At 70.1% G+C, this 21,865-nt stretch carries 18 protein-coding genes and 2 pseudogenes; 8 read left to right on the forward strand and 12 right to left on the reverse strand.

The window, feature by feature from the left end:
• Positions 1-8 precede the first annotated feature (8 nt).
• Entirely contained in the window at positions 9-275 is a 267-nt protein-coding gene (locus tag ABD743_RS25135; RefSeq protein ID WP_344724664.1) for a hypothetical protein, read from the forward strand.
• Positions 276-334: 59 nt separating this feature from the next.
• Positions 335-520: a DUF2795 domain-containing protein gene (locus tag ABD743_RS25140; protein WP_344724665.1), complete on the forward strand. Its 186-nt coding sequence runs from the start codon at positions 335-337 to the stop codon at positions 518-520.
• Positions 521-547: 27 nt separating this feature from the next.
• Here the strand turns inward: ABD743_RS25140 and ABD743_RS25145 are convergent, their stop codons facing one another.
• Positions 548-1,177: a protein-L-isoaspartate(D-aspartate) O-methyltransferase gene (locus ABD743_RS25145; RefSeq protein WP_344724666.1), complete on the reverse strand. Its 630-nt coding sequence runs from the start codon at positions 1,175-1,177 to the stop codon at positions 548-550.
• 888 nt (positions 1,178-2,065) lie between these two features.
• On the opposite strand from ABD743_RS25145, the gene ABD743_RS25150 reads away from it, so the two are divergent.
• Complete coding sequence (locus ABD743_RS25150) at positions 2,066-2,965, forward strand: DMT family transporter (protein ID WP_344724667.1); 900 nt, start codon at positions 2,066-2,068, stop codon at positions 2,963-2,965.
• A 40-nt stretch (positions 2,966-3,005) separates the two neighbouring features.
• On the opposite strand, the gene ABD743_RS25155 is transcribed toward ABD743_RS25150, so the two are convergent.
• On the reverse strand, positions 3,006-3,446 hold the full coding sequence (locus ABD743_RS25155; protein ID WP_344724668.1) for a MarR family winged helix-turn-helix transcriptional regulator: 441 nt from the start codon (positions 3,444-3,446) through the stop codon (positions 3,006-3,008).
• Between the two features lie 76 nt (positions 3,447-3,522).
• Between ABD743_RS25155 and ABD743_RS25160 the strand changes: the two genes are divergently transcribed.
• Together ABD743_RS25160 and ABD743_RS25165 are read left to right on the forward strand one after the other, a co-directional pair.
• Complete coding sequence (locus ABD743_RS25160; RefSeq protein WP_344724669.1) at positions 3,523-3,897, forward strand: VOC family protein; 375 nt, start codon at positions 3,523-3,525, stop codon at positions 3,895-3,897.
• A gap of 105 nt (positions 3,898-4,002) precedes the next feature.
• Positions 4,003-4,941, forward strand: a complete 939-nt coding sequence (locus tag ABD743_RS25165) for an alpha/beta hydrolase (RefSeq protein WP_344724670.1) — start codon at positions 4,003-4,005, stop codon at positions 4,939-4,941.
• Between the two features lie 28 nt (positions 4,942-4,969).
• Here the strand turns inward: ABD743_RS25165 and ABD743_RS25170 are convergent, their stop codons facing one another.
• The 3 genes from ABD743_RS25170 to ABD743_RS25180 form a co-directional block, all read right to left on the reverse strand.
• Positions 4,970-6,760: a CocE/NonD family hydrolase gene (locus ABD743_RS25170; RefSeq protein WP_344724671.1), complete on the reverse strand. Its 1,791-nt coding sequence runs from the start codon at positions 6,758-6,760 to the stop codon at positions 4,970-4,972.
• On the reverse strand, positions 6,741-7,640 hold the full coding sequence (locus ABD743_RS25175) for a helix-turn-helix transcriptional regulator (RefSeq protein ID WP_344724672.1): 900 nt from the start codon (positions 7,638-7,640) through the stop codon (positions 6,741-6,743). The genes ABD743_RS25170 and ABD743_RS25175 overlap by 20 nt, the downstream gene beginning before the upstream one ends.
• Positions 7,641-8,205: 565 nt before the next feature.
• Entirely contained in the window at positions 8,206-8,418 is a 213-nt protein-coding gene (locus ABD743_RS25180) for a hypothetical protein (RefSeq protein ID WP_344724674.1), read from the reverse strand.
• 1,158 nt (positions 8,419-9,576) lie between these two features.
• Between ABD743_RS25180 and ABD743_RS25185 the strand changes: the two genes are divergently transcribed.
• Positions 9,577-12,315 (forward strand): ATP-binding protein, encoded by a 2,739-nt coding sequence (locus ABD743_RS25185; RefSeq protein WP_344724675.1) that lies wholly within the window; start codon positions 9,577-9,579, stop codon positions 12,313-12,315.
• 512 nt (positions 12,316-12,827) lie between these two features.
• Positions 12,828-13,172, forward strand: a pseudogene (locus tag ABD743_RS25190) (histone-like nucleoid-structuring protein Lsr2); the annotation flags it as partial.
• A gap of 261 nt (positions 13,173-13,433) precedes the next feature.
• On the opposite strand, the gene ABD743_RS25195 reads toward ABD743_RS25190, so the two are convergent.
• The 5 genes from ABD743_RS25195 to ABD743_RS25215 form a co-directional block, all read right to left on the reverse strand.
• On the reverse strand, positions 13,434-14,366 hold the full coding sequence (locus ABD743_RS25195) for an alpha/beta fold hydrolase (RefSeq protein ID WP_344724677.1): 933 nt from the start codon (positions 14,364-14,366) through the stop codon (positions 13,434-13,436).
• Between the two features lie 228 nt (positions 14,367-14,594).
• Entirely contained in the window at positions 14,595-15,206 is a 612-nt protein-coding gene (locus tag ABD743_RS25200; protein WP_344724678.1) for a TetR/AcrR family transcriptional regulator, read from the reverse strand.
• A gap of 129 nt (positions 15,207-15,335) precedes the next feature.
• Positions 15,336-16,853, reverse strand: a complete 1,518-nt coding sequence (locus ABD743_RS25205; protein ID WP_344724679.1) for a GMC family oxidoreductase — start codon at positions 16,851-16,853, stop codon at positions 15,336-15,338.
• 240 nt (positions 16,854-17,093) lie between these two features.
• Positions 17,094-17,906: a hypothetical protein gene (locus tag ABD743_RS25210; RefSeq protein ID WP_344724680.1), complete on the reverse strand. Its 813-nt coding sequence runs from the start codon at positions 17,904-17,906 to the stop codon at positions 17,094-17,096.
• A gap of 96 nt (positions 17,907-18,002) precedes the next feature.
• Positions 18,003-19,292, reverse strand: coding sequence for an MFS transporter (locus tag ABD743_RS25215; protein WP_344724681.1), 1,290 nt, complete (start codon positions 19,290-19,292; stop codon positions 18,003-18,005).
• A gap of 99 nt (positions 19,293-19,391) precedes the next feature.
• Here ABD743_RS25215 and ABD743_RS25220 point away from each other — a divergent pair, with 99 nt between their 5' ends.
• Positions 19,392-20,264: a LysR family transcriptional regulator gene (locus ABD743_RS25220; RefSeq protein ID WP_344724682.1), complete on the forward strand. Its 873-nt coding sequence runs from the start codon at positions 19,392-19,394 to the stop codon at positions 20,262-20,264.
• A gap of 27 nt (positions 20,265-20,291) precedes the next feature.
• Here the strand turns inward: ABD743_RS25220 and ABD743_RS25225 are convergent, their stop codons facing one another.
• Positions 20,292-21,224, reverse strand: coding sequence for an FAD-dependent monooxygenase (locus ABD743_RS25225; protein ID WP_344724683.1), 933 nt, complete (start codon positions 21,222-21,224; stop codon positions 20,292-20,294).
• Between the two features lie 31 nt (positions 21,225-21,255).
• A pseudogene (locus tag ABD743_RS25230) lies at positions 21,256-21,834 on the reverse strand (FAD-dependent oxidoreductase); the annotation flags it as partial.
• Positions 21,835-21,865: the final 31 nt, after the last annotated feature.

Below are 21,865 nucleotides of genomic sequence, written 5' to 3' on the forward strand. Positions count from 1 at the left end.
GCACCGTGATGGCTCAGTGCGAGGTGTGCGGGAACGACTACGACATGGCGTTCGAGGTGCACGCCCAGGGCGCCGTGCACGTGTTCGACAGCTTCGAGTGCGCGATCCACCGGATGGCGCCGGTGTGTGAGCACTGCGGATGCAAGGTGGTCGGGCACGGTGTGCAGGCAGACGGCCGGTTCTTCTGCTGCGTGCACTGCGCGCAGGCCGAGGGCGTGGGGTCGCAGCTGCGCGACCGCGTGGACGAGCCCCAGGCGGCGGGCAGCGCCCGGTGAGCACTCGACCACCAGGCCGCATCGGGCGCGGCAGCCGGGGGTAAGGCATCGGCATGGCGATGACGGCGAGCACCGTGGTGCAGAAGTACCTCATGGGCGAGTACCCGGCGAGCCGGGACGAGCTGGTGGACCGTGCGCGGAGGCAAGGGGCGGACCAGGCGATCGTGAGCCTCGTGCGCAACCTGCAGAACGAGCACTTCACGTCCGCTGCCGATGTCGAGCGGGCACTGGGGGAGGAGCACTGATCGTCGGCGTGCTGTCGGCGGTATGTCTCACCGTCTCGCCGGCAGCCCGCTCACCAGCGGAACGAAGACGACCTCGGCGAGCTCTTCGGCACGGCCGTCGCGGTACCGGACGAGAACCCCCTCCTGGCCGTGCCCGACCGGGCAGAGCAGCGCCGCACCCGGCGCGAGCTGGTCGAGGAGCGCCGGTGGCGGCTCGGTGTCGGCCATGGCGGTGACCACGATGCCGTCGAACGGGGCGCGGTCGGGTGCGCCGAGAGACCCGTCTCCCGTGCGGACCTCGACGTTGGTGCAGCCGGTCATCGCGAGCGATGCCCACGCCCGTTCGGCGAGCTCCGCATGACGCTCGATCGTCACGACCGAACGGTGGCACCGCGAGAGCACTGCGGCGCCGTAACCGGAGCCGGTGCCGATCTCGAGAACGTGGGCGTCGGCGCGAGCCCCCAGAGCGGCCGTGCTCAACGCGACGATCATCGGGGACGAGATGGTCTGGCCGAGCCCGATGTCGAGTGGTTCGTCCTGGTAGGCCATGGCCGCGAGACCGGCCGGAACGAACAGTTCCCGCGGGAGCCCGCGCATCGCGCAGAGCACCCGGGGATCGTCGATCCCGTCGGCACGCAACCGCTCGACCATCAGGGCACGATCTCGTTCCGCGCTCACAGCACCTCCGGTTCGCGCGCTTCGGGCCACTATGACCGCGGCGTACCCGCCGTGGTGTGCCGCAATTCGTGTGCCGGCCCGGCCGGTGTGCTATCCGCGCGGATCATCCCCGTTCGAGCACGGTCGCATCCGCGGGTCGTGCCGGCGGCGGTGGCGGACCGGCCCATCCAGGCCCCGGTTCCGGGCCGGGGCGGGGAGGCGGGATGGGCGGTGTGGGCCGCGGTCCGGGGCCTGGCGGCGGTCCCGGTCGGGGATGGGGCGGTGTGGGCTCCGGGCCTGGGTCGGGTGGAGGGACCGGCGCCGGCCCTGGACCGTGCGGTGGCGGTGGGACCGGTGTGGGTACTGGTCCGGGGCCGGGTGGTGGCGTCGGGACGGGGGGTGTGGGCTCTGGTCCGGGGCCGGGTGGAGGGAAGGGTGCCGGCCCCGGGCCGGGTGGCGGCGTCGGCACGGGTGGTGTCGGCTCAGGTCCCGGCCCCGGAATCGGTGGCGGCTTCGGGATGGGCGGTCCTGGTTCCGGACCCGGGCCAGGAGGTTCGGGCGCCGGGATCGGCGGTCCGGGTTCCGGACCGGGGGGCGGCACCGGTACGGGCACCGGCCGCGGCTGCGGGTTCGGCCCGGCACAGGCGGCTCGGACGCCGTGGGAGTTCGCGACGGCGTGAGAGGCGGGGTGACTGTGGGCGCACGAGTGGTTGCGTTCATGCCCCCGGCTACCCGCGTCGGCCGTGGCGGACTCATCCGCCCGGTCGCCGCGGTGCCGCCCGGCTCCGACACCCCCGTGTGCAGCAGCTGAATCTCGGCCACGGCTGTTTCGATTGCACTCGGGCGAGGGAAGGGACGCCACGTGGATCTTTCCGCGCACTGTCGTGGGAGCGGGCGGAGCGGCCGCCGATGCTGAGCATCGTCCTCGCCGTTCTCGCCTCGATCGGCAACGCGGTCGCCTCCGTGCTGCAACGCCGGGCCGCCGCCGCTCTGCCGGAGGACCAGCCCGGCGGCCCGATCGCGATGCTCTGGAGGCTCGCCCACCGCCGTGACTGGCTCGGTGGCATCGCCGCGATCATCGCGGGGTTCCTGTGTCAGGCGGCGGCGCTGGCGACCGGTCCCATCGCGCTCGTGCAGCCGATCCTGGTGCTGGAGTTGGCGTTCGCCCTGATCCTCGCCCAGGTGGCGTTCCGATCGCGGCTGCACCGGCGCGAGTGGGGCGCCGTCATCGGGATGTCCGCAGGGCTCGCCGTCCTCCTCTACGCACTGCAGCCCAGTGGAGGAGATCCGGCGCGTGCCGCCGCAGGCGCGTGGGTCCTGGGCATCGGGGTCACGTTCGCGGTCAGCGCCATCTTCGCTGTCATCGGGTACCGCTCCACGGCATCGCGGCGAGCGGCGTTCTTCGGACTCGCCACGGGAGTCGGGTTCGCCTTCACCGCCGTGCTGCTCACCAGTATCAGCGCGGTCTACGCCACGTGGGGCTGGAGCGGTGTCATGAGCTCACCGCAGACCTACCTGCTGATCGTGCTCGGCCCGGCGTACTTCTTCCTGCTGCAGAAGAGCTTGCAGGCGGGCAGTCTCGTCGCCGCCCAGCCGGCACTGACGCTGTCGAATCCCGTGGTCGCCATGGCGTTCGGGGTGGTCGTGTTCGGTGAGCGTGTCCGCACCGGCGGCTGGCTCGCCCTCGCCGTCGCCGGCGCCCTGGTCATCGCCGCGTCCACGGCGGTGCTGGCCCGGTCCCCGCTTCTGCGCAGTGGCAACGCCTCGGCTTCCGGCATCGGCCGGCGTGACGCACGTCCTTCGGGATGAGCGGTGCTGATCGCCCGGCCCGCCGTGCGTCATCCCGTGCTCAGGCTCCGACCTCCGACGCCAGTCGCTGCAGATAGCCGGCGAACTGCGCGCGGTCCTTCTCGTCCCAGGAGGCGGTGAGCTCGGCGAACGTGTCGCGCTGCCAGCGGTGCGATGAGTCGATCAGGGCGCGCCCCGCGAGGGTGAGACGCAGGACGCTGCGTCGCCCGTCGGCGGTTGCTCGCGAGCGCTCGACGTACCCTGCGGCCGCCGCGGCAGCCACCATCCGGCTCGCTCCCGACTGATCGAGGCCGAGCCGGCGGGCGACGTCACCGACCGTGGCGCCGTCCCGGTCGCCTGAGCGGCAGCGGGTGACGACGGCCTCGACGGTGAGTACGTGCTGTGCGGTGTCGCCCGCTCCTGCAGCGACACCGCGGGCCCATCGTCGGGACCAGAACCTCACGAGCCGGAACAGCGCCGGCCCTCCGTCCGCGCTCGTCATGATCACACCCTAGCCATCGTGTGCGTATCGCATCTAATATTCATGCGATACGCACACGATGTGCCGAGAGGGAACCGTGACGCTCATCCTGAACCACACGCTCGTCCGCTCCGGTGACAAGGAGCTGGCCGCCCGGTTCTTCGCCGATCTGCTCGGCCTGGACGTCGGCGCTCCGGCCGGTCCGTTCACCCCGGTTCGGGTCAACGACGGCCTGACACTGGACTTCGACGACCGTGGGCCGGTGGTGGCAAGCCACTTCGGATTCCTCGTCGACGACGCCACCTTCGACGCATTGCTGGGGCGGCTTCACGACCGTCCGCAGATCCCGTTCGGATCCGGACCCGAGGGCGGGTGGGACCGCCGGATCAACCGCCTGTGCGGCGGCCGGGGCGTCTACGTGGGCGATCCTGACGGCCACAGCTACGAGTTCTTCACCGCGGTGCCCGAGTGAATCCTCGCAATCATGAAGGAAATTTCCGGCGTGTGGTGGATGCGGGTGGTGACGGGAGGCGCGCATGATCGGGTCGTCGCGTGATCGATCTGGAGGAACCCCCGCATGACGTACGCCTTCGACCCCGAGCTCGCTGCCGCCATCTCGATGCTGCCGGTTCTCGACGTCAACGATCTGCCCGCTGCCCGCGCTCGCGGCGCCGAGCTCCGGGCGGAGCTTCCCGCGCCCGACGCGACAGGTGTGCACGTGGAGGACCGGGCCGTCCCCGGTCGCGACGGCGACCCCGATGTGACCCTGCGGATCTACCGACCCGAGCGGCAGGCGGCCCCGGCGGCGATCTACCACGTCCACGGCGGTGGGTTCATCATCGGTGACCTGGAGATCGACCACGCGCGCAACCTCGAGCTCGCTCGCGAGTTGGGTGTCGTCGTGGTGTCGGTCGACTACCGGCTTGCGCCGGAGACCCCGTACCCGGGGCCCCTCGAGGACGTCTACGCCGGGCTGGTCTGGACGGCGAAGAACGCCGCCGAGCTGGGCGTCGATGCGCAGCGGATCATCATCCACGGGGTGAGCGCCGGTGGCGGGCTGTGCGCCGGTCTGGCTCTGCTCGCGCGCGACCGCGGAGGGCCCGACATCGCGTTCCAGTTCCTCGCGATCCCCGAGGTCGACGACCGGCTGTCGACCTCGAGCATGGTCGCCTACACCGACACCCCGGTCTGGAACCGGCCCAACGCGGTGGTGAGCTGGGACTCCTACCTCGGTGCCGGCGTGCCGGGCAGCGCCGACGTGCCGCCCTACGCCGCACCGGCGCGCGCGACCGACCTGGCCGGACTGCCGCCTGCGTACGTCTCGGTGATGCACTTCGACCCGCTCCGGGATGAGGGGATCGCCTACGCGCTGGCGCTGCTCTCCGCGGGGATCACGGTGGAGCTGCATCTGTTCCCCGGGACGTTCCATGGCTCCGCGATGGTGGAGCAGGCGGCGATCGTTCAGCGCGAGCGCGCCGAGGAGGTCGCTGTACTGCGCCGGGCGCTGGCGCTGTAGCGACAGGCCGGCGCAGTCCCTGCTGTCCTCAGCGCCTCGGCGTGGGGAACGGTCCGCGCCGGGTCGCGGTGGGGCTCCCGGGAGTGCGGGGGATGACGGGCAGCAGAAGGTAGGAGGGCTGGTCGGGGCCGGAGACGAGGGTGGTGGTGCCGCCGTAGATCTCGGCCGGGCGGTCGTCGGGGTCGTTGTGCACGAACATGCCGTGACCTCGCATCGGCACGCCGTACGTCTCGGGCCAGGGTCCGTCACCGGGTACCTCGAAGTCGCGCCCTTGGATGGTGACCGCGAGCCGGTGGCCGGCCGGGACGACGACCGAGGTGGGCCAGATCTCGATGTCCAGTGCCTCCGTCTCCCCGGGAACCAGCGGAGTCGGCTGGTCGTGGGCGTGCCAGGGACGGTGGGGGAGGCTGCGTTCGGGGTCGGTGGCGCGGTGGGATGCGCGTAGCCAGCCGGCGCCGACGACGCCTGCGGGATCGAGGGCGCTGCGGAAGGTGATGTCGGTGCCGTCGGGGTCGAGCACGCGCAGGGTGAGGAAGAGGTCGGCGTCTGTGGTGCTGGACGAGACGTGGAGGTGGGCGGCGGCGGGGCCGGTGATCTCGGTGTCTTCGCCGAGGGGCTCGGTGGTGAAGGTCAGCCCGTCGCCGAGTGCCTCGAACCGCGCGCTGGTGGCGGCGGTCGGTGGCTGTGTGGCCAGGCGGTGGTCGTCAGGGTGCAGGTGGAGTTCGGCCCAGCGGGTGCGAGCGAGGGGCCACTCCTGCTCGGGGCGGAGTTCGAAGCTGCCGTCGACGTGGCGGACGTTGAGCTCCACCGGCGGCTGACGGTCCCAGCCGGTGTCCTCGCCTTTGAGGAAGTGCCCGAAGAACCGCTTCTGCAGGGCCACGCCGTAGTCGGTGTAGAACTCCGTGAAATGTTCGAGGCCATGGACCTCCAGCCACTTGCGCTCCGAGCCCGCGCGGCGGTACCCCTCGAAACCGCCGCGGGTGTGGAGATGGTGGGCCCAGTTGGTGGCCGAGAGCACTGGGACGGTGATCTTCTCCAGTTCTGGGGAGCGATCCCGGTAGTACTGGTCGTCGAATCCGTGGATCAGCAACTCGGCCGCTGAGTCCTCGCGGTTCGCGACGAGATCCTCGGCCGAGAGTGTGGCGGACCCGGCGATCGGTTCTCCGGTGTTCGGGTTCCGGTCCCCTCGGCCGCCGCCACCGTGTTGCACCGCGGACACCTGCACCGGGTACCAGACGGAGACGAAGGTGTTGAGGATGCCCGCGTGGTGGGTGAACTCCCGGTAGTAGTCGCTGGCTCCTTCCCACGGACAGATCGCCGCGAGGTGCGGGGGCTGCAGCGCGGCGACCTGCCACTGGTTCATCGCGTAGTAGGAGATGCCCAGCAGCCCGACCTTGCCGTTGCTCCACGGCTGGGTGCCCGCCCATTCGATGCACTCGTAGTAGTCGCGGGTCTCCTGCGGGGAGAAGATGTCGAGGTAGCCAGGGGAGCGGCCGGCGCCGCGGGAGTCCACACGGATGCAGACGTAGCCGTCGGGTACCCACTTCTCGGGGTCGGCGGTCTCCCAGTTCTGATACTTGTTGGTCGTTCCGGTGACGGCGTCGGGGTATCTGGTGGACAGCGCCTCCCACATGCCTGGGAAGCCGTCCTGGAATGACAGCCCTTTGGCGTACGGGCCGTGCGTCATGATCACGGGATAGCGGCCGTCCGCGACCGGGCGGAACACGTCCGCCCGGAGCACCACGCCGTCGTCCATCCGTATCGGTACGTCCCACTCGATACGCATCCCGTCGCGGATCTCACTCTTGTTCTCGGTCATCGCTTCTTTCGGCCGTCGATGGGATGGACTGCAGATTCGAGATGTTCGTGGCGAGCAGTCGCCTCAGCCGCTCGGGGGCGTCGGTGGTCAGCACCGGTGTATAGATCAGCAGACGCACATGCGGGTGGTCCGACGGTGCGAGGCGGTGCTGCTCCAGATGGAGGTCGCCCACGATCGGATGGCGAAGGAGCCGTTCCCGCGAGGAGAACCCTTCGATGTCGTGGTTCTCCCAGCCGGCGCGAAACTCTTCACTCGCCTCCATTAGTCGCTTCACCAGCCGTGCGCACGACGGGTGGCCCAACCGCGGTCCGGCCTCGGCGCGGAACTGAGCGAGGTGGCTGCGGCTCACGCGATCCCAGTCCGGCGTCATCTCGCGCACGTAGGGGTCGGTGAAGATCAGCCACAGCAGGTTCCGGTCCGCGGTCGGGATGCTCGAGAGGTCCCGATACAGGGCGGCGTAGGCGGCGTTCCAGGCCGAGATCGACCAGTCCGGAGATATGGCATAGGCAGGAAATCCGCCGAGCGCCTCGAGCAGCCGCTGCACAGGTGCGGGGGCGGCGTGGGAATCCGGCTCGGGCACGGGTTGCGGGGCTGAGTAGCCGGCCAGCGACAGGATGTAGTTGTGCTCGGTGGCCGACAGGCGCAGGGTGCGGGCGAGTGCATCCAGCACCTGCCGGGACGGCTTGATCTCGCGGCCCTGTTCCAGCCACGTGTACCACGTGACACTCACGCCGGACAGGTAGGAGATCTCCTCACGGCGTACGCCCGATGCGGTCTTCCCCACGACCGGGGGCAGGCCCAGTTGGGTGCGCACGAGTTGCCGGCGGCGTGCCTTGAGGAAGGCGCCCAGTTCGTGACGCTGTCGTGCTTCGGGATTCACGCGCGGCGCCCCGGCTCGCCCGTGTCGCAGGGGAGAACCCCGCGATGGGCCGGAAGCACGACGGAGTCGTCCTCCGCCGCCACGACATTGCCACGACGCATCCTGTTCTCCTGTTTCCAGACGGCTCGGGTCCTGGTTCTCGACTCGTCACTCGAGCCCGCCGGCCATGCGGGTCCCACAATGGTGCCCGCGACAGCTTTCCCACCCCGGAGTTGTCCCTGGTGGATACCCTGGCGGGCCGGACCAGGGTGTCGGGCGGCCGCCCCGGCGCAGCCGCGCCCTGGCCGGGTGCAGCCCTGCCCGGCGTGAACAGCACGACGAGAGTCGCCCTGGTGGACACCACGTTCGCGGCACCGCGGTTCTCGGTCGATCACCCGCCCGGTGCGCATGGACTCGGCCCCCGTCGGCGAACAGCACGAGTGGCGGCCCGTCGTGGCGACGGGCCGCCGGGTGCATGCCGATCCCGATCGCGGTGACCGCGCCGGAAGCGGGCAGAGATGCCTTTCTTCCGTTCCGGGACGGGACCAGGGGGAACTCGGGCGTGCCGATGTGACCCGGCGCGGAGTCAGCGCGCCGGGTGGAGCCGGCGATGCAGCTCTCTGCGGGTCAGTTCGAGTTCGTGCGTCACTTCGGCGGAGATGAGCTCGGCATGTAGCCCGCTGTGCAGTTCGGCGGTTTCCCCACCGCCCAGAGAGAGGGTTCGATGCCGCTTTACGAGTCGTTCGAGCGAGCTGAGCAGATGGTCGGCCACGGACGCCTCGTCGGATTCGCGGTCCATGGGAGGAGTTGTTTGTGGCATCGAGCGGGATCTCAGCTCTGGCATGTACCCAGAATTCATTTCGATTTGCTGACGGGTGAAGACGGCCCTAGTGCTAGTAGTGCGAGCAACAGGCTGAACGGGCAGTCTCGAAAACTTCCGAAATTCTCCTCGTCGGAAAGGTGGCGATCGGTCCTGCGGTTCCGGATACGAGGATCATCGCGACCGGCGAATGAACTGTCTCATCAGAGGTACCAGTAGGCACAGCAGTCCCGCGAGCCCCGGGGCGGTGAGGACGACGAGCGCGGTCTCCAGGACGTCTGAGCGGTCGAGTTCGAGCGCCAACCGGTCGAGGCCGTGCTGAGCACCAGTCACACCACGATCTCGCAGACCGTTGCGATGAGGTGGACCAGCAGGTCAGGGGAGTGGCTGTAGTGCGGATACTCCTCGTCCTCTGGGTAGGGCATCGGATCGGCGACGGGTGTGACGTCCGTGGCCGGGATCGGCTCGGGGGCGACATGCGCGGTGCCCCCGTTGCCTCCGAGCCGGTCGACGGGTGTGGCAGGGCGTGCAGATCGACCTTTTCCGTGGAGTCACCGTAATGGCGGCGGGAGCCGTTCCCGCGGCTGGACGGAAATAGCGGTGGGTTCGGGCTGCGCGGTGCGGTGCGCACGCGCAGTAATAGCTCATCAGCGCTCTGATACCTGATGTCGGCTCGAACCTGTCGACCACGGCCGCAGTGACGTCCGGCACGTGCCGGAGCGCGGATTCGATCTCGGCCGGATCGATGCGGTGACCCCGGATATCGGCCTGAAGGTCGATCCGGCCCAGATATTTGATCTGCCCGTCTTGGCCGAGCCCCCGAGATCGCCTGCGGTAGATCCGGCCCGACGGGTTCTCGGCAATATCGGGGAGATCGGGGATGAAGGCGCTGTCGGTCGGGTCGTCGCGAGACGACCGAACTGTTCGGCAGGGCATGGTGAGGGTCCCCGCGGTCCAGGACGGGGCGGTCGGGACCAGTACCGAAGCTGCTAGATCGACGCAGCAAGATCGACACAGCAACATCGACACACAGGACCGACGCGGCGGTCCCCACTCTGGGTCGAGCCGAGATCGCGGCATCGCGCAGCCGCGGGCGTCCGGTTGCCCGGGGAGCAGGCCTCGCTCCTACCATCGGGCATGGTGAGGCCCATCAGCTCACCCGGATCCGGGTTGCGCGGTCGGCGCCGCGAGTGCGAGGCGCTGGATCAGTTGCTGGACGCGGTACGGACCGGCCACAGCTGTTGCCTGGTCCTGCGCGGTGAGCCGGGGGTCGGCAAGACCGCGTTGCTCAACTTCGTCAGCGAGCAGGCGTCGGGGTGTCGCGTCGCACGTGTCGCGGGCGTCGAGTCGGAGGCGGACCTCCCGTTCGCAGGCCTGCAACAGCTCTGCACACCGATGGTGGATCGGCTGGACGGCCTGCCCGGTCCGCAGCAGGATGCGCTGCGCGTCGCGTTCGGGCTGCGTGACGGGGGTGCGCCGGATCGGTTCCTGGTGGGTCTGGCCGTCCTCACTCTCCTGTCCGAGGCGGCCGTCGAGCGACCGCTGGTGTGCCTGATCGACGACGCACAGTGGCTGGACCAGGCTTCGGTGCAGGCGCTGGAGTTCGTGGCGCGGCGCGTGATGGCCGACCCCGTCGCCATGGTGTTCGCGGTGCGTGAGCCCGCCGATTCCCCTGTGCTGCTCGGACTCCCGGAGCTCGTCGTGTCCGGGCTGGGCGATGCGGATGCACGGCTGCTGCTGGAGTCGGCGCTCCAGGGCGGATTGGACGAGCGGGTCCGTGACCGGTTCATCGCGGAGACCCGCGGCAATCCGCTGGCCCTGTTGGAGTTGCCCCGGGGACTGTCGGCGAACGAACTGGCGGGCGGATTCGCGGTGCCGGCGGGACAACCGCTGGTGAGCCGGATCGAGCACAGCTTTCACCGCAGGCTCCGGGCGCTCCCCGGCGACACGCAGCGGCTTCTCCTGACGGCGGCCGCCGAACCGATCGGGGATGTGGTGTTGCTCTGGCGTGCGGCTGGACTGCTCGGCATCACGCCCGATGCCGCGACGGCTGCGGAGGACGCCGGGCTGATCGACTTCGGCGCGGCCCGGGTGCGGTTCCACCACCCGCTGGTCCGGTCGGCGGTCTACCAGGCGGCGTCCACCGGAGACCGGCACGCGGTGCACCGTGCGCTGGCCGAGGCCACCGATCCGGAGGCCGACCCCGACCGCCGGGCCTGGCATCGCGCATCCGCGACCGTCGAGCCCGACGAAGAGGTGGCCGGCGAGCTGGTGCGCTCGGCCGCGCGGGCCGAAGCCCGCGGCGGCGTCGCGGCGGCGGCCGCGTTCCTGGGACGCGCGACCGAACTGACGCCCGACGCATCCCGGCGAGGGGCTCGTGCAATCGCCGCTGCGCCGGCCAAGCTGGAGGCAGGCGCTCCGGACCGTGCGTCCAGCCTCCTCGCGACGGCCGAGATGGGACCGCTCGACGAACTCCAGCGCGCCCAGATCGGTCGGCTACGGGCCCGGATCGCGTTCGCCGTGAACCGCGGGCGGGACGCTCCGGCGCTGTTGCTCGCCGCCGCTGAGCGTCTCGCACCACTCGACGCGGCGCAGGCACGCGAGACCTATCTCGAAGCACTCGAGGCGGCGATCGCCGCAGGCCGGCTCGGGGTCGTCGACGGAGTCGTCGCAGTGGCCGAGGCCGCCCGCGCCGCGCCCCCGGCTCCGTCACCACCGCGCCCGGCCGACCTGCTGCTGGACGGCCTGACGACACGGTTCACCGAGGGTTACGCAGCGGCCCTGCCATCGCTGCAACGAGCGTTGCGGGCGTTCCTGCACGACGGGTGCCACAGCAAGGACGACCTGCGCTGGTACGGGCTGGCGTCCCGGGTGGCGCCTGATCTGTGGGACGACGAGTCGTGGGAGCGGGTCGCGAGCCGCCAGGTCGAGCTCGCGCGCGCTGCCGGCATGCTCACCGTCCTCCCGCTGGCGAGCTCGATCCGGGCAGGTGTGCACGTGTTCGCCGGAGAGTTCGCCGCCGCCTCTGCGCTGGTCGACGAGGTGGAGGCGATCCAGCGGATCACCGGGAACGCGCCGGTGAGGCACTCGTCCGTGCTGCTCGCGGCCCTGCGCGGCCAGGAGGGACAGACGCGGCAGCTGATCCGTACCGTGATCCAGGACACCACCGCGAGGGGCGAGGGACGTGCCGCCGCGCTCGCGGACTACGCCGCCGCGATGCTCGACAACAGCCTCGGCCGCTACGAGGAAGCGTTCGTCGCCGCCCGGCGGGCGAGCGAGCACGAGGATCTGAGTCTGTACGGCTGGGTGCTCACCGAGCTGGTGGAGGCGGCCGTCCGGAGCGGGCGGCCCGAGGTCGCGGCCGACGCGCTCGGACGTCTCGCCGAGCGCACGCGCGCCAGCGGCACGGACTGGGCCCTCGGGACGGAGGCCCGCAGCCGCGCTCTGCTGACCGACGGCCCGGCCGCGGAAGCGTCCTACCAGGAGGCCATCGACCGGCTCGCCCGCACCCGCGAAGTGCTCTCACTCGTCCGGGCCCACCTCGTGTACGGCGAGTGGCTGCGCCGGGAGAGCCGGCGCCGCGCCGCGCGCGAGCACCTCCGCCATGCACACGACGCTTTCCGTGAGATGGGGGCGGTGGCCTTCGCCGAGCGTGCCCGCCGGGAGTTGCTGGCTTGCGGCGAGGCGGTGCCCCCGAGCAGTCCCGAGGCGCGCGACGAGCTGACCGCCCAAGAGGCACAGATCGCCCGGCTGGCCCGGGAGGGCCGCACGAACCATGAGATCGGCGCCGAGCTGTTCCTCAGTCCTCGGACGGTCGAGTGGCACCTACGGAAGGTGTTCACCAAGCGCGGGATCAGCTCCCGCCGAGAGCTCTGAGGGGCCCTCGCCGAGGAGCGTGCCCCACATTCTCGGACTATCGGTGCTGTCGATAGCCCGCATGGGCCACCGTTAGTCCGAGAACTGGCCGGACGACTATCGTCGGATGCGCACCGGTTCACGAATCCCGTGTGCAACATCTACTGTCATGTCGTGTCGGCGCGCTGCCGAGGGGGCCCCTGTAGTGTCGGCGGCCTCCGTCACACCTCGACGCCGGGTTCGCCCACCGACGTTCGTCCGGATTGGCTGGGCCGCAATTGTGTCACCGGTACCACGAGGTCGTTCATCTGCCCGTCTGACCTGCGGGAACGTACTCCGCCGCGAGCACCGTCTTCGGCACGTCGCCACCACCGTCGTCGCGCATGATCGGCGGCTTTGGGCTGTCGGAGTTGCCGTTGCTCGGTGTGCTGCTGCAGGGCGCGTACCGGGTGTCGCTATGCCAACTTGACGTTCTCGGCGTTTTCCGGAGAGTATCGGCCGGTCTGGACAGATCTAACCGAACGGAAGTGACCGTGGCGCAGCACGTTGAAACCCGGCTTGTCGACGACCTGGATGGTTCCGAAGCCGACGAGACGGTGACCTTCGCTCTCGCAGGGCGCCAGTACGAGATCGACCTGTCGGGCGAGAACGCGGCGAAGCTTCGCGAGTCGTTGGCTTCGTTCGTCGCTGCCGCCCGGCGTAGCGGTGGCCGTCAGCGCCCCACCTCCACCCGATCCGCTGCCCGAGCCGTGAGCCCGGTTGCGAGCGACCGCGAGCACACGGCAGCGGTTCGGGAGTGGGCCCGGCAGAACGGCCACGAAATCTCCGACCGTGGACGAATCCCCAACTCCGTGCTCGAGGCCTATGAGCAGCGGAATGCGGCTCCGTCGGCCGCGGCGGAGGACGTCCCTGCGGAGAAGGAAGCCCCTGCGGAGAGGCGCAAGTCGGCGCCGGCCGTGGCCAACCCGTTCGCGGTCGGTCAGTAGGTCGGGCTCAACCGGCGGCCGACCGGCCCCGGCCTCGGGGCCGGTCGGCATCTCAATGGTGCGGCGAGATCCGTGGCGATCCGGTCCGGATCCTGAATGGGCCGACAGCGGCCCGTCAATGGCCCGTCGCGCGTAGCGGGAACAGATCGCCATTCACCGTCGGGCAGTTTGCCGGACAGTGAACGGATAGCGACGGACGAACCCCTCGATCGTCCGTGCAACCGCAACCGGATCCTGCAATGGCATTGCATGCGTGACGCCAGGGACGCACACGTGATCGGCATTCGGAAGTTCGCAGGCGAGTGCGCGATTGCGTTGCGAGTACGCAGCGGTGAAGTACACGCTCTCGGCTCCGTCGACGAGGAGGACCGGTTGCCGGACGGCCGCGATCTCCCGTATCCCGAACGTCCATTCGGACAACGCCGGGAGGTCGTGGCCGAAGAAGTACGCGCTGCTGCCCATCGCTTCGGCGAGCCCGTCCGGGCCGAGTTGCCGCACGAAGGCCTCGCGGTAGCCGGGCCCGCACGTCGCCCGCAGGAAAAGGTCGAACCCGTCGTCGAACCGTCCGCCGGCGACCGCGTTCATGGCGCGGGGCATTGCCGGAACGGGTGGTTCGTCCGGAGCGTGCGGACGAGCCGGCTCGATCAGTACCAACGACCGGACCAGCTCCGGGTGTGTGACGGCCATCTGCAGGGCGACGCTGGCGCCACTGGAATGTCCCACCACGTGTGCCCGTTCGATGCGCAGCGATCGCAGCGCCTCGGCGCAGTGGCGTGCGTGGTCGAGGACGGTAAGCGTTCCGGTCAGGTTCCGGCTGCGGCCGTAGCCCGCGCGATGCGTGCGGACCACGCGGTACCCCTGCAGCTCCCGGGCGACCGGCAGGAACCAGTCGGCGCACAGGCCCCCGTGCACCAGCAGTAGTGGTTCACCCGTCCCGCTCTCCCAGAACGCGATGCCTGCGTCGGGGAACTCCAGCTGGTGCACGGTGGGTGTCAGGTCGAGAGCGGTGCGGGACGCCCCCCGTGCGAGTCGTCGGACACGGGCATGCAGGAATCGGTGTGTGAGGGTGTCGACCTGTTGGTCCATCTCGGCATTTCCATCGTAAGGTCCATTTCTACGGATCGTGCACCTCGTGCAGGCCGGGAGTTCTGAACGGCGTCGAGACGCTGCACGGGAACGAAATAGATGTCCTCGGGGCGTCGGTGGCCGGATCGAGACGTGCTGAGTATTGCGGCACGACCGCCCGCACACCACGGAGTGTGATCTAGATTCCTACTGCTCGGTCGGAAATTGACTTCGCGAGCTGTGCAGAAGTCAGGCGCTCCGAGCGGCCATCCGCAGGGAGAGGCCGTCGAGGGCCCGATGTGCGGAATTCTCCAGCTCCGCGCGTGGCACACCGTCGCACGCGAGCACGGCGAGGCCGTGCCGCACGACGCTGATGTAGCGGGCGAGCGACGCCGGATCTTCGTCCGGAGGGAGTTCTCCCTCGGCCTGGGCCCGTTCGTACCGTTCGCGGAGAGCGCGTTCCGCTGCAACGCGCAGCCCCACCATGTGATCGGCGACGTCGCGGTTCTCCGGCCCGCACACGAAGGCGCCTTGGAGGACGAAGCATCCCATCGGGCGCTCGGGATCGGTGAGCTGCTCGACGCTGCGCAGGAGGTACTGCCTCGTGACCTCCTGTGCGGTCGGCGCCTCCAGCGCCTGGAAGGTGTGCACGGCGTCGACGGCGTAGTAGCGGTCCAGCGCTCGGAAGAAGAGTTCCTTCTTGCTGCCGAACGCGGAGTACAGGGCCGGGCGGTTGATGCCCATGGCCGTGGTGAGGTCGGTGAGGCTCGTGCCCTCGTAACCGTGCCGCCAGAAGACCTCCAGCGCGGCGTCGAGCGCGCGCTCGGGGTCGAACTGTCGGGGCCTGCCCACTGCAGCCATGACCAACTCTCTCTTGCGACCCGCCAACCGCCCACGACAAGTCGCGACAAGAGACATGTTATTCCACCGTCCGGGGCACGTTCTGCGATCCACGCGTGCGGCGGGCGCGACCGTGACGACGCCATTTCGTCAGGTTCCTCCCCTGACCAGCTGCGCTCCCCGTTCCGCGATCATGAGCGTCGTGGCGTTGGTGTTCACACAGACGATCCGGGGCATGACGGACGCGTCGATGACCCTCAGGTTCTCCACGCCCCGCACCCGCATGTCCGGGTCGACCACGGCCTCGTCCCCGGTCCCCATCGCGCACGTTCCGACGGGATGGAAGTAGCTGCCGGTTCCGCGGCGCACGAAGGCCTCGACGTCCTCGACACCCGTCACCGAGCGCCCTGGGTGCACCTCGGGGCCGCGCCAGTCGTCGAATGCGCTGTCGGCGACGATCGCGCGCGCCACCTCGACCCCGTGGACGAGGCGGTCGACGTCGCGAGGTTCGCTCAGATACTGCGGATCGATGAGCGGCGGGGAATCCGGATCGGCGTTCTGGAGCCGGATCGTGCCGCGGCTGTCCGGCACCGCCGCGATCCCCAGGGTGAAGGAGTTCGGCGGTACCCGCAGGGCGGCCACATGGAACGGGACATGGATGCACATGATCTGCATGTCGGGCCCGGCGAGTGACTGGTCACTGCGCCACAGCAGCGAGGACTCGGCGAGGTTTGTCATTCCGCGTGGAATCTGTGTCCTCCCCTCGTAGATGACCGAGGTCAGGGGATGATCGTGCAGGTTCCGGCCGACGCCCGGAAGGTCGTGCACCACGTCGATGCCGACGTCATGCAGTTCCGTTCCCGGACCGATTCCGGACAGCAGCAGCAGGCGTGGAGAGTCGACGGCGCCGCACGCGACAATGACCTCACGGGCGGCCCGCATCTGCGTGGTCTCACCGCCGTGGCGCACCAGCACCCCGTCGCAACGGGCACCCCGGAGCAGCAATGTCATCGCGCGCGCCTCGGTGAGGACGCTCAGGTTCGGTCGTCCCAGCACGGCGGGGGTCAGATAGGCGGCGGCCGTGCTCTGCCGCTGCCCGTGCGTGATCGAGAGGTCGTGCCACCCCACTCCCTCCTGTTCGTCGGCGTTGAAGTCGGGGGTGAGCGGGTGGCCGAGGTGGACGGCCGCGTCGACGAAGGCCGCCGACACCGGGTTCGGATCCTGTGCCGGGGCCGGTCGCATCGGCCCGTCCGTGCCGCGAAAGCATGGATTGCCCGTGGGCACCGATTCCGCTCGCCGGAAGTAGGGGAGCAGATTGTCGAAATCCCATCCCGAAGCGCCTGCCCTGGTCCACTCATCGAAGTCGTTGCGATGTCCGCGCAGGTAGACCATTCCGTTGATCGAGCTGCTACCGCCGACCGTATTTCCGCGCGGCCAGTCGTGCCGGACGCCACCCATCTCGGCTTGTGGGCTCGTCCGGTACGAGTAGTCGATCTCGCTGCCCAGGAGCGTCGGCCACATCGACGGCGTCCGAATCTCGGGCAGGACGTCATAGGGGCCGTTCTCGAGCAGGAGGACGTTGATGTCGCCCTGCTCGGAGAGCCGGGAGGCGAGAACGCATCCCGCTGATCCTGCGCCGACGACGATGTAGTCGAAAGTGGATGTCATCAGAAGCCTTCCGATGGCTCGAGCCGCGCGGCCGGCCGCGACGGTGGGAGCGGGCGTGGCAGTCCGCGGGCCCGCCGCGTCGACGAGACCGTGTGAGGTGGCGGAGTGGCGCCGTATTTCCGACTGTTCGGTAGGAAATGAAGCTAGCACGGTAACGCCGCGCTGACAATGGCCCGGAATTGTGCGGGCAGGATCAAGTCCAGTGAGAAATGGGGCTGATCCGACGGTGTCGTTGTTTCCTTACAAACCGGTGAGAACGGCCACGATGACGACCATCGCCACGTAAGCGACGGCGGCTGCGGCGACCGCCCGCACGCGACGGCGCTCACTCCACCTCGTGCGTCCGAGCGCCCATGCCAGCGCGGGCAGCACCAGGATCGCGTGCAGGGCCACCCCGTGCACCGGCTTGAGGGTGCTCATCGCGCTGTAGGCGAGTTGCGCATTGCCCGTCCGCGCCTCGGTCACACCCGAACCGATCATCACGCCTCCGACGGCCAGCCCGACGACCAGCAGGGCGAACCCGGAGTGGACGGCCAGCCGCATGCTCGGGGAAAGACGGCGGGCGGCGCCTCCCACCGCGCCCGCGGCGAATCCCAGCACCGTCACGATGATCAGGCCACCGCCTCCGGCGAGGGTCATCGAGACAGCGGTGTCGAAGCCGGTCGCGAAGTTGAGGTGAGACGGGACGCCGCGCCAGGCCTGCATCGTGACCAGCGCCGTCTCCAGCACGCTCACCGCGGTGAACGTTGCGAGCAGCACCGTCCGGGTCGCCGGCCGCAGCGCCAGGGACGACGTCACCCAGGTGACCGCGGCCAGCGTCAGTCCGAACGACAGCCCGAACGTCAGGGCCTTGCGCAGGGACACCGGCCCCAGCCAGGGCCCGCCGCTGACGACCAGCACGCCCAGGTGGACGAGCCCACTCGCGACGAGCAGCGCGGCGACGACGTACGCACCGCGCTCGATGTCGCGCGCTCCGGTCCCGACGCCGAGCGAGGCCCGCGAGTGCGCGGGCCCTCGCTCGTCGAGCGCGGTCGGCTGCCCGTCACCGTCCATGGCGGCGACGCTAGGACCGGGCAGGCGATCAGCGCCTCCTCTCGGCGGAGGCTTCGTGGGTACCACCACGGGTGTAGCTCCGCCGGCGGTCCTCGGTCACCCCGCTGTCTGCGGCACCGGACCTCGCTGCGCGAGTCGCCCGCGCGCCTTCAGCCACAGCATGAGGCCCACGACCACCGCGGCGAGCGCCGGGACGATGCCGCAGAACGCCATGGCGACGCGCGGTCCGTACGCCGTGGTGATCCACCCGATCATGGGGGCGCCCAGCGGCGTGCCACCGACGAACACCAGCATGTAGAGACCCATCACCCGGCCCCGTACCTGCGGGTCGACCCACGACTGCACCGATGAGTTGGCCATCGCCTGAAAGATCAGGTTGACCATCCCCAGAGCCACGAGCGCGGCGAGGAACGTCGCGACCCCGGGGGCCAGCGCGGCGGCGGTCTGCGCGAGACCGAACCCCACCGCGCCCAGGACCAGCGTGCGCAGGCGCGTGTCGGTGCGCCCGCCCGCGATGAGCGCACCGGCAACCGAGCCGACCGCCAGCACGGCGTTGAACAGGCCGTAGAGATCGGCGCCGCCGCGAAAGGTCTGGTCGGCCATCGCGGTCAGCACAACGGGGAAGTTCAGGCCGAAGGTCCCGATCACGCCGACGAGGAAGATCGTCCAGACGATGTGCGGACGGGCCCGCACATAGCTCAGGGCCATCCGGAGCTGTCGCGGTGCCCGAACCGCGGCGGGAGCGCGCGTGAGCTCGGCCGAGCGGATCAGAGCCAGGCCGATCACTGGCGCGGCGTAGGACGCCGAGTTCGCGGCGAACGCCCACCCCGTGCCCACCGTGCCGATCAGCACACCGGAGACGGCGGGGCCGATCAGCCGGGAGGTCTGGAACACCGCCGAGTTGAGTGCGATCGCGTTGCGCACGTACGGCGCCGGCACGAGTTCGTTGACGAACACCTGGCGCGTCGGGTTGTCGACGACCATCACCAGGCCCTGGGCGAGTGCGAACGCGTACACGAATTCGACGCGCACGTGCCCCGTGAGCGTCAGGACGGCGAGGCTTCCGCTGAGTGTGCCGTTGAGGGACTGGGTGATGATGAGGATCGTTCGTTTCGGGAAGCGATCCGCGAGCATGCCGCCGTGCACGCCGAGCAGCAGCATCGGCAGGAACTGCATCGCCATCGTGATGCCGACGGCGGCGGAGCTGCCCGTCAGCTCCAGTACCAGCCAGTCCAGCGCGATGCTCTGCATCCACGTGCCCGTGCTGGCGACGACGTGACCGGCGACGTAGATCCGGTAGTTGTGCACCCGGAGCGCGGCGAACGTGCCCCTGCGGTGCGTCGTAGCGGTGGTGCTTGCGGGTATTTCGGCCGTAGCCGTTGTCACAGAGAGCCCTTCATAGCGTCGAAAGATCACCTCCAGTCTGGAAGGAGAACGGGATATTGTGAACGTCGATCAGCCGACTTACTGTTATTGCGGGGCGTTATGGCCATCACGTACGACCCGATCCAGCTCCAGACCTTCCTCGCCGTCGCCCAGACCCGCAGCTTCACGCAGGCGGCGGCTCGCCTCGGCATCCGCCAGCCCACCGTGAGCCAGCACATCCGCAAGCTCGAGGAGGCCACCGGCCGGGTGCTCGTGCAGCGCGACACGCACTCGGTCACGATCACCACGGACGGCGAGGCCATGATCGGCTTCGCTGGCTCGATCCTCGCCGTGCACGAGCAGGCGGCCGCCTATTTCGGTGGCGAACGCCCGCACGGCAGGCTGCGCATCGGCATGTCCGACGACCTCGCGCTGACCCGGCTGCCGCAGATCCTGCGCGACTTCCGTCGTGACCACCCCCTCGTCGATTACGACCTCACCGTCGACCAGAGCGGCAACCTGCACCGGAGGCTGGAGAACGACCGGCTCGACCTGTTCGTGGGCAAACGGCCCCGCGGCGAACATCGCGGCCAACTCGTGCGCCGCGACCGCCTGGTGTGGGTGGGCAACGGCTCCACCAGGCTCGATTTCGGCAAGCCGCTCCCACTCGTCGTCTACCCGACACCGAGCCTGAGCCGCTCGGCGATGCAGAACGCGCTGGAGCGCACCAACACCGCCTACCGCAGCGCATGTATCTGCCGGGGCGTCAACGGGCTGATCGCCGCCGTCGCGGCCGGCATCGGCATCTCCGCACTGGCGAGCAGCCTCGTCCCGGTGCAGCTGACGTCGCTCGGTCCGCAGCACCGCCTTCCCGAGCTCGGCTACATCGATCTCGTGCTGCTCACCAACCCCCGCACGGAGCAGCGACCGGCCGCGAAAGCGCTGGCCGCGGCCGTGCTCGCGAGCGGTCCCACCAGCCTGTCGGCCACCTGAGCACCGCACGAACGGCGCTGTCGTCCGCTACGTCCGGACCGGCGTGCCGCTCGTGCGGTGGCGCTCGGCGGCGCCCGTCAGGAGTCTGCGAAGAACGTCGGCGGGTGCTGTGGGATCCGTGCCGCGCCAGCCGACGACATGGTCGGGGCGCAGCAACAGCGCGCACCCCGCCGGGAGGAACCCGGCCGTCAGCCGGTGCACCGGCAGGGGCCGCGGCGCGGCCGCGGCGCCACGCTCCCAGGCGGCCGGGTCGCCGTTCACGACGAGCGCCCATCCAGGGCCGGCCAGGTCGAGCGTGGAGCGCGTGTGGGCCTCGTCGAGCCATTCGTGCGGTACCCGCGTGCCTACGCGGCCCGCTGGTGCGAACACGTCGACGGGTTCGATCTCGCCGCCCTCGTCCGGGCCGCCCACCAGGGCGCCGCACGGGTACTGGAACCCGCCCGCGGCCAGCACGAACGGGTGCGCGAGGGTTCCGTCGGACGTGGGCGCCGAGCGCAGGTCGGCCGAGCGCCTGCTCGACTGGTCCGCGGCGAACCACCCGGCGGGCCGCCGCTCGGCGTCGTAGCTGTCGAGGAGATCGGGTGTCGAGGCGCCGCTCAGCACGGCCGCGAGCTTCCAGCCCAGGTTGTGCGCGTCGGCGATGCCGGTGTTGGCGCCGGTCGCCGCGAACGGTGGCATGACGTGTGCGGCGTCGCCCGCAAGGTGCACGCGCCCGGCCGAGAAGCGGTCGGCGACGAGCATCTCCGGCTGCCAGGCCAGCACGCTGAGAACCTCGAGATCGGGAGCGGGCACGCCGAGCACGGTCCGCAGCAGCGTCGGCCAGTCCCGCTCGGTCTCGCCACCGGCCATGAACACCCAGCGGGAACGACCGTCGACGGAGGCGAGAGCTCCGGGAGCGTACGGGTGCTCGATCTGGCAGAGGTAACTCCCGGCCGCGCACGACGTCGGCGAGGTCCGCACGGAAGTAGACGTTCATCGCGGGGCCGCCGATCGCCCCACGCCCGGAGCGACCGATCCCGAGCGCGGTGCGTACCGGGCTGCGTGCGCCGTCCGCCGCGACGAGGAACGGCACCTGCAGCTGCTCGTGCCGGCCGCCCGCCCGGTCGTGGATCTCGGCGACCACACCACCCGTCCCGGATGTGAGGCCGATCAGCTCCGTGCTGAACCGGACGTCGGCTCCGGCCTCGGCCGCCGCGCGACGCAGCACGGGCTCGAGGACGTCCTGGGCGACGAGGCAGGGGGGCTCGGGACCGGGCTCCACGTAGGTCCCGTCGGGAGTGGACGGCAGCCAGAGCGGCAGCTGCTCGGACTCCACGAGCGTTCTCCCCGCGGCCATGTGGCGGTGCTCGGCCAGGTCGCGGGCGGCCTCGTGCACGAGGCCCGCGATGCCGAGCTCGCGGAACACCTCCATCGTCCGCGTGTGGAACCGGCGGGCCTTGGGCTGTGGCGACGTCGTGGCCCGTCGCTCCACGAGGGTCACCTCGACGCCGTGGTGGCGCAGTACGAGGGCTGTCGTCAACCCGACGAGCCCGCCTCCGACGACCAGAACCTGTGTACTCCGTACATTCACGGTGTACTTAGTACACGACGGCTAGGATCCC

The organism is Pseudonocardia yunnanensis, from assembly GCF_039534065.1.
In the GTDB taxonomy this organism is placed as follows: Bacteria; Actinomycetota; Actinomycetes; order Mycobacteriales; family Pseudonocardiaceae; genus Pseudonocardia; species Pseudonocardia yunnanensis.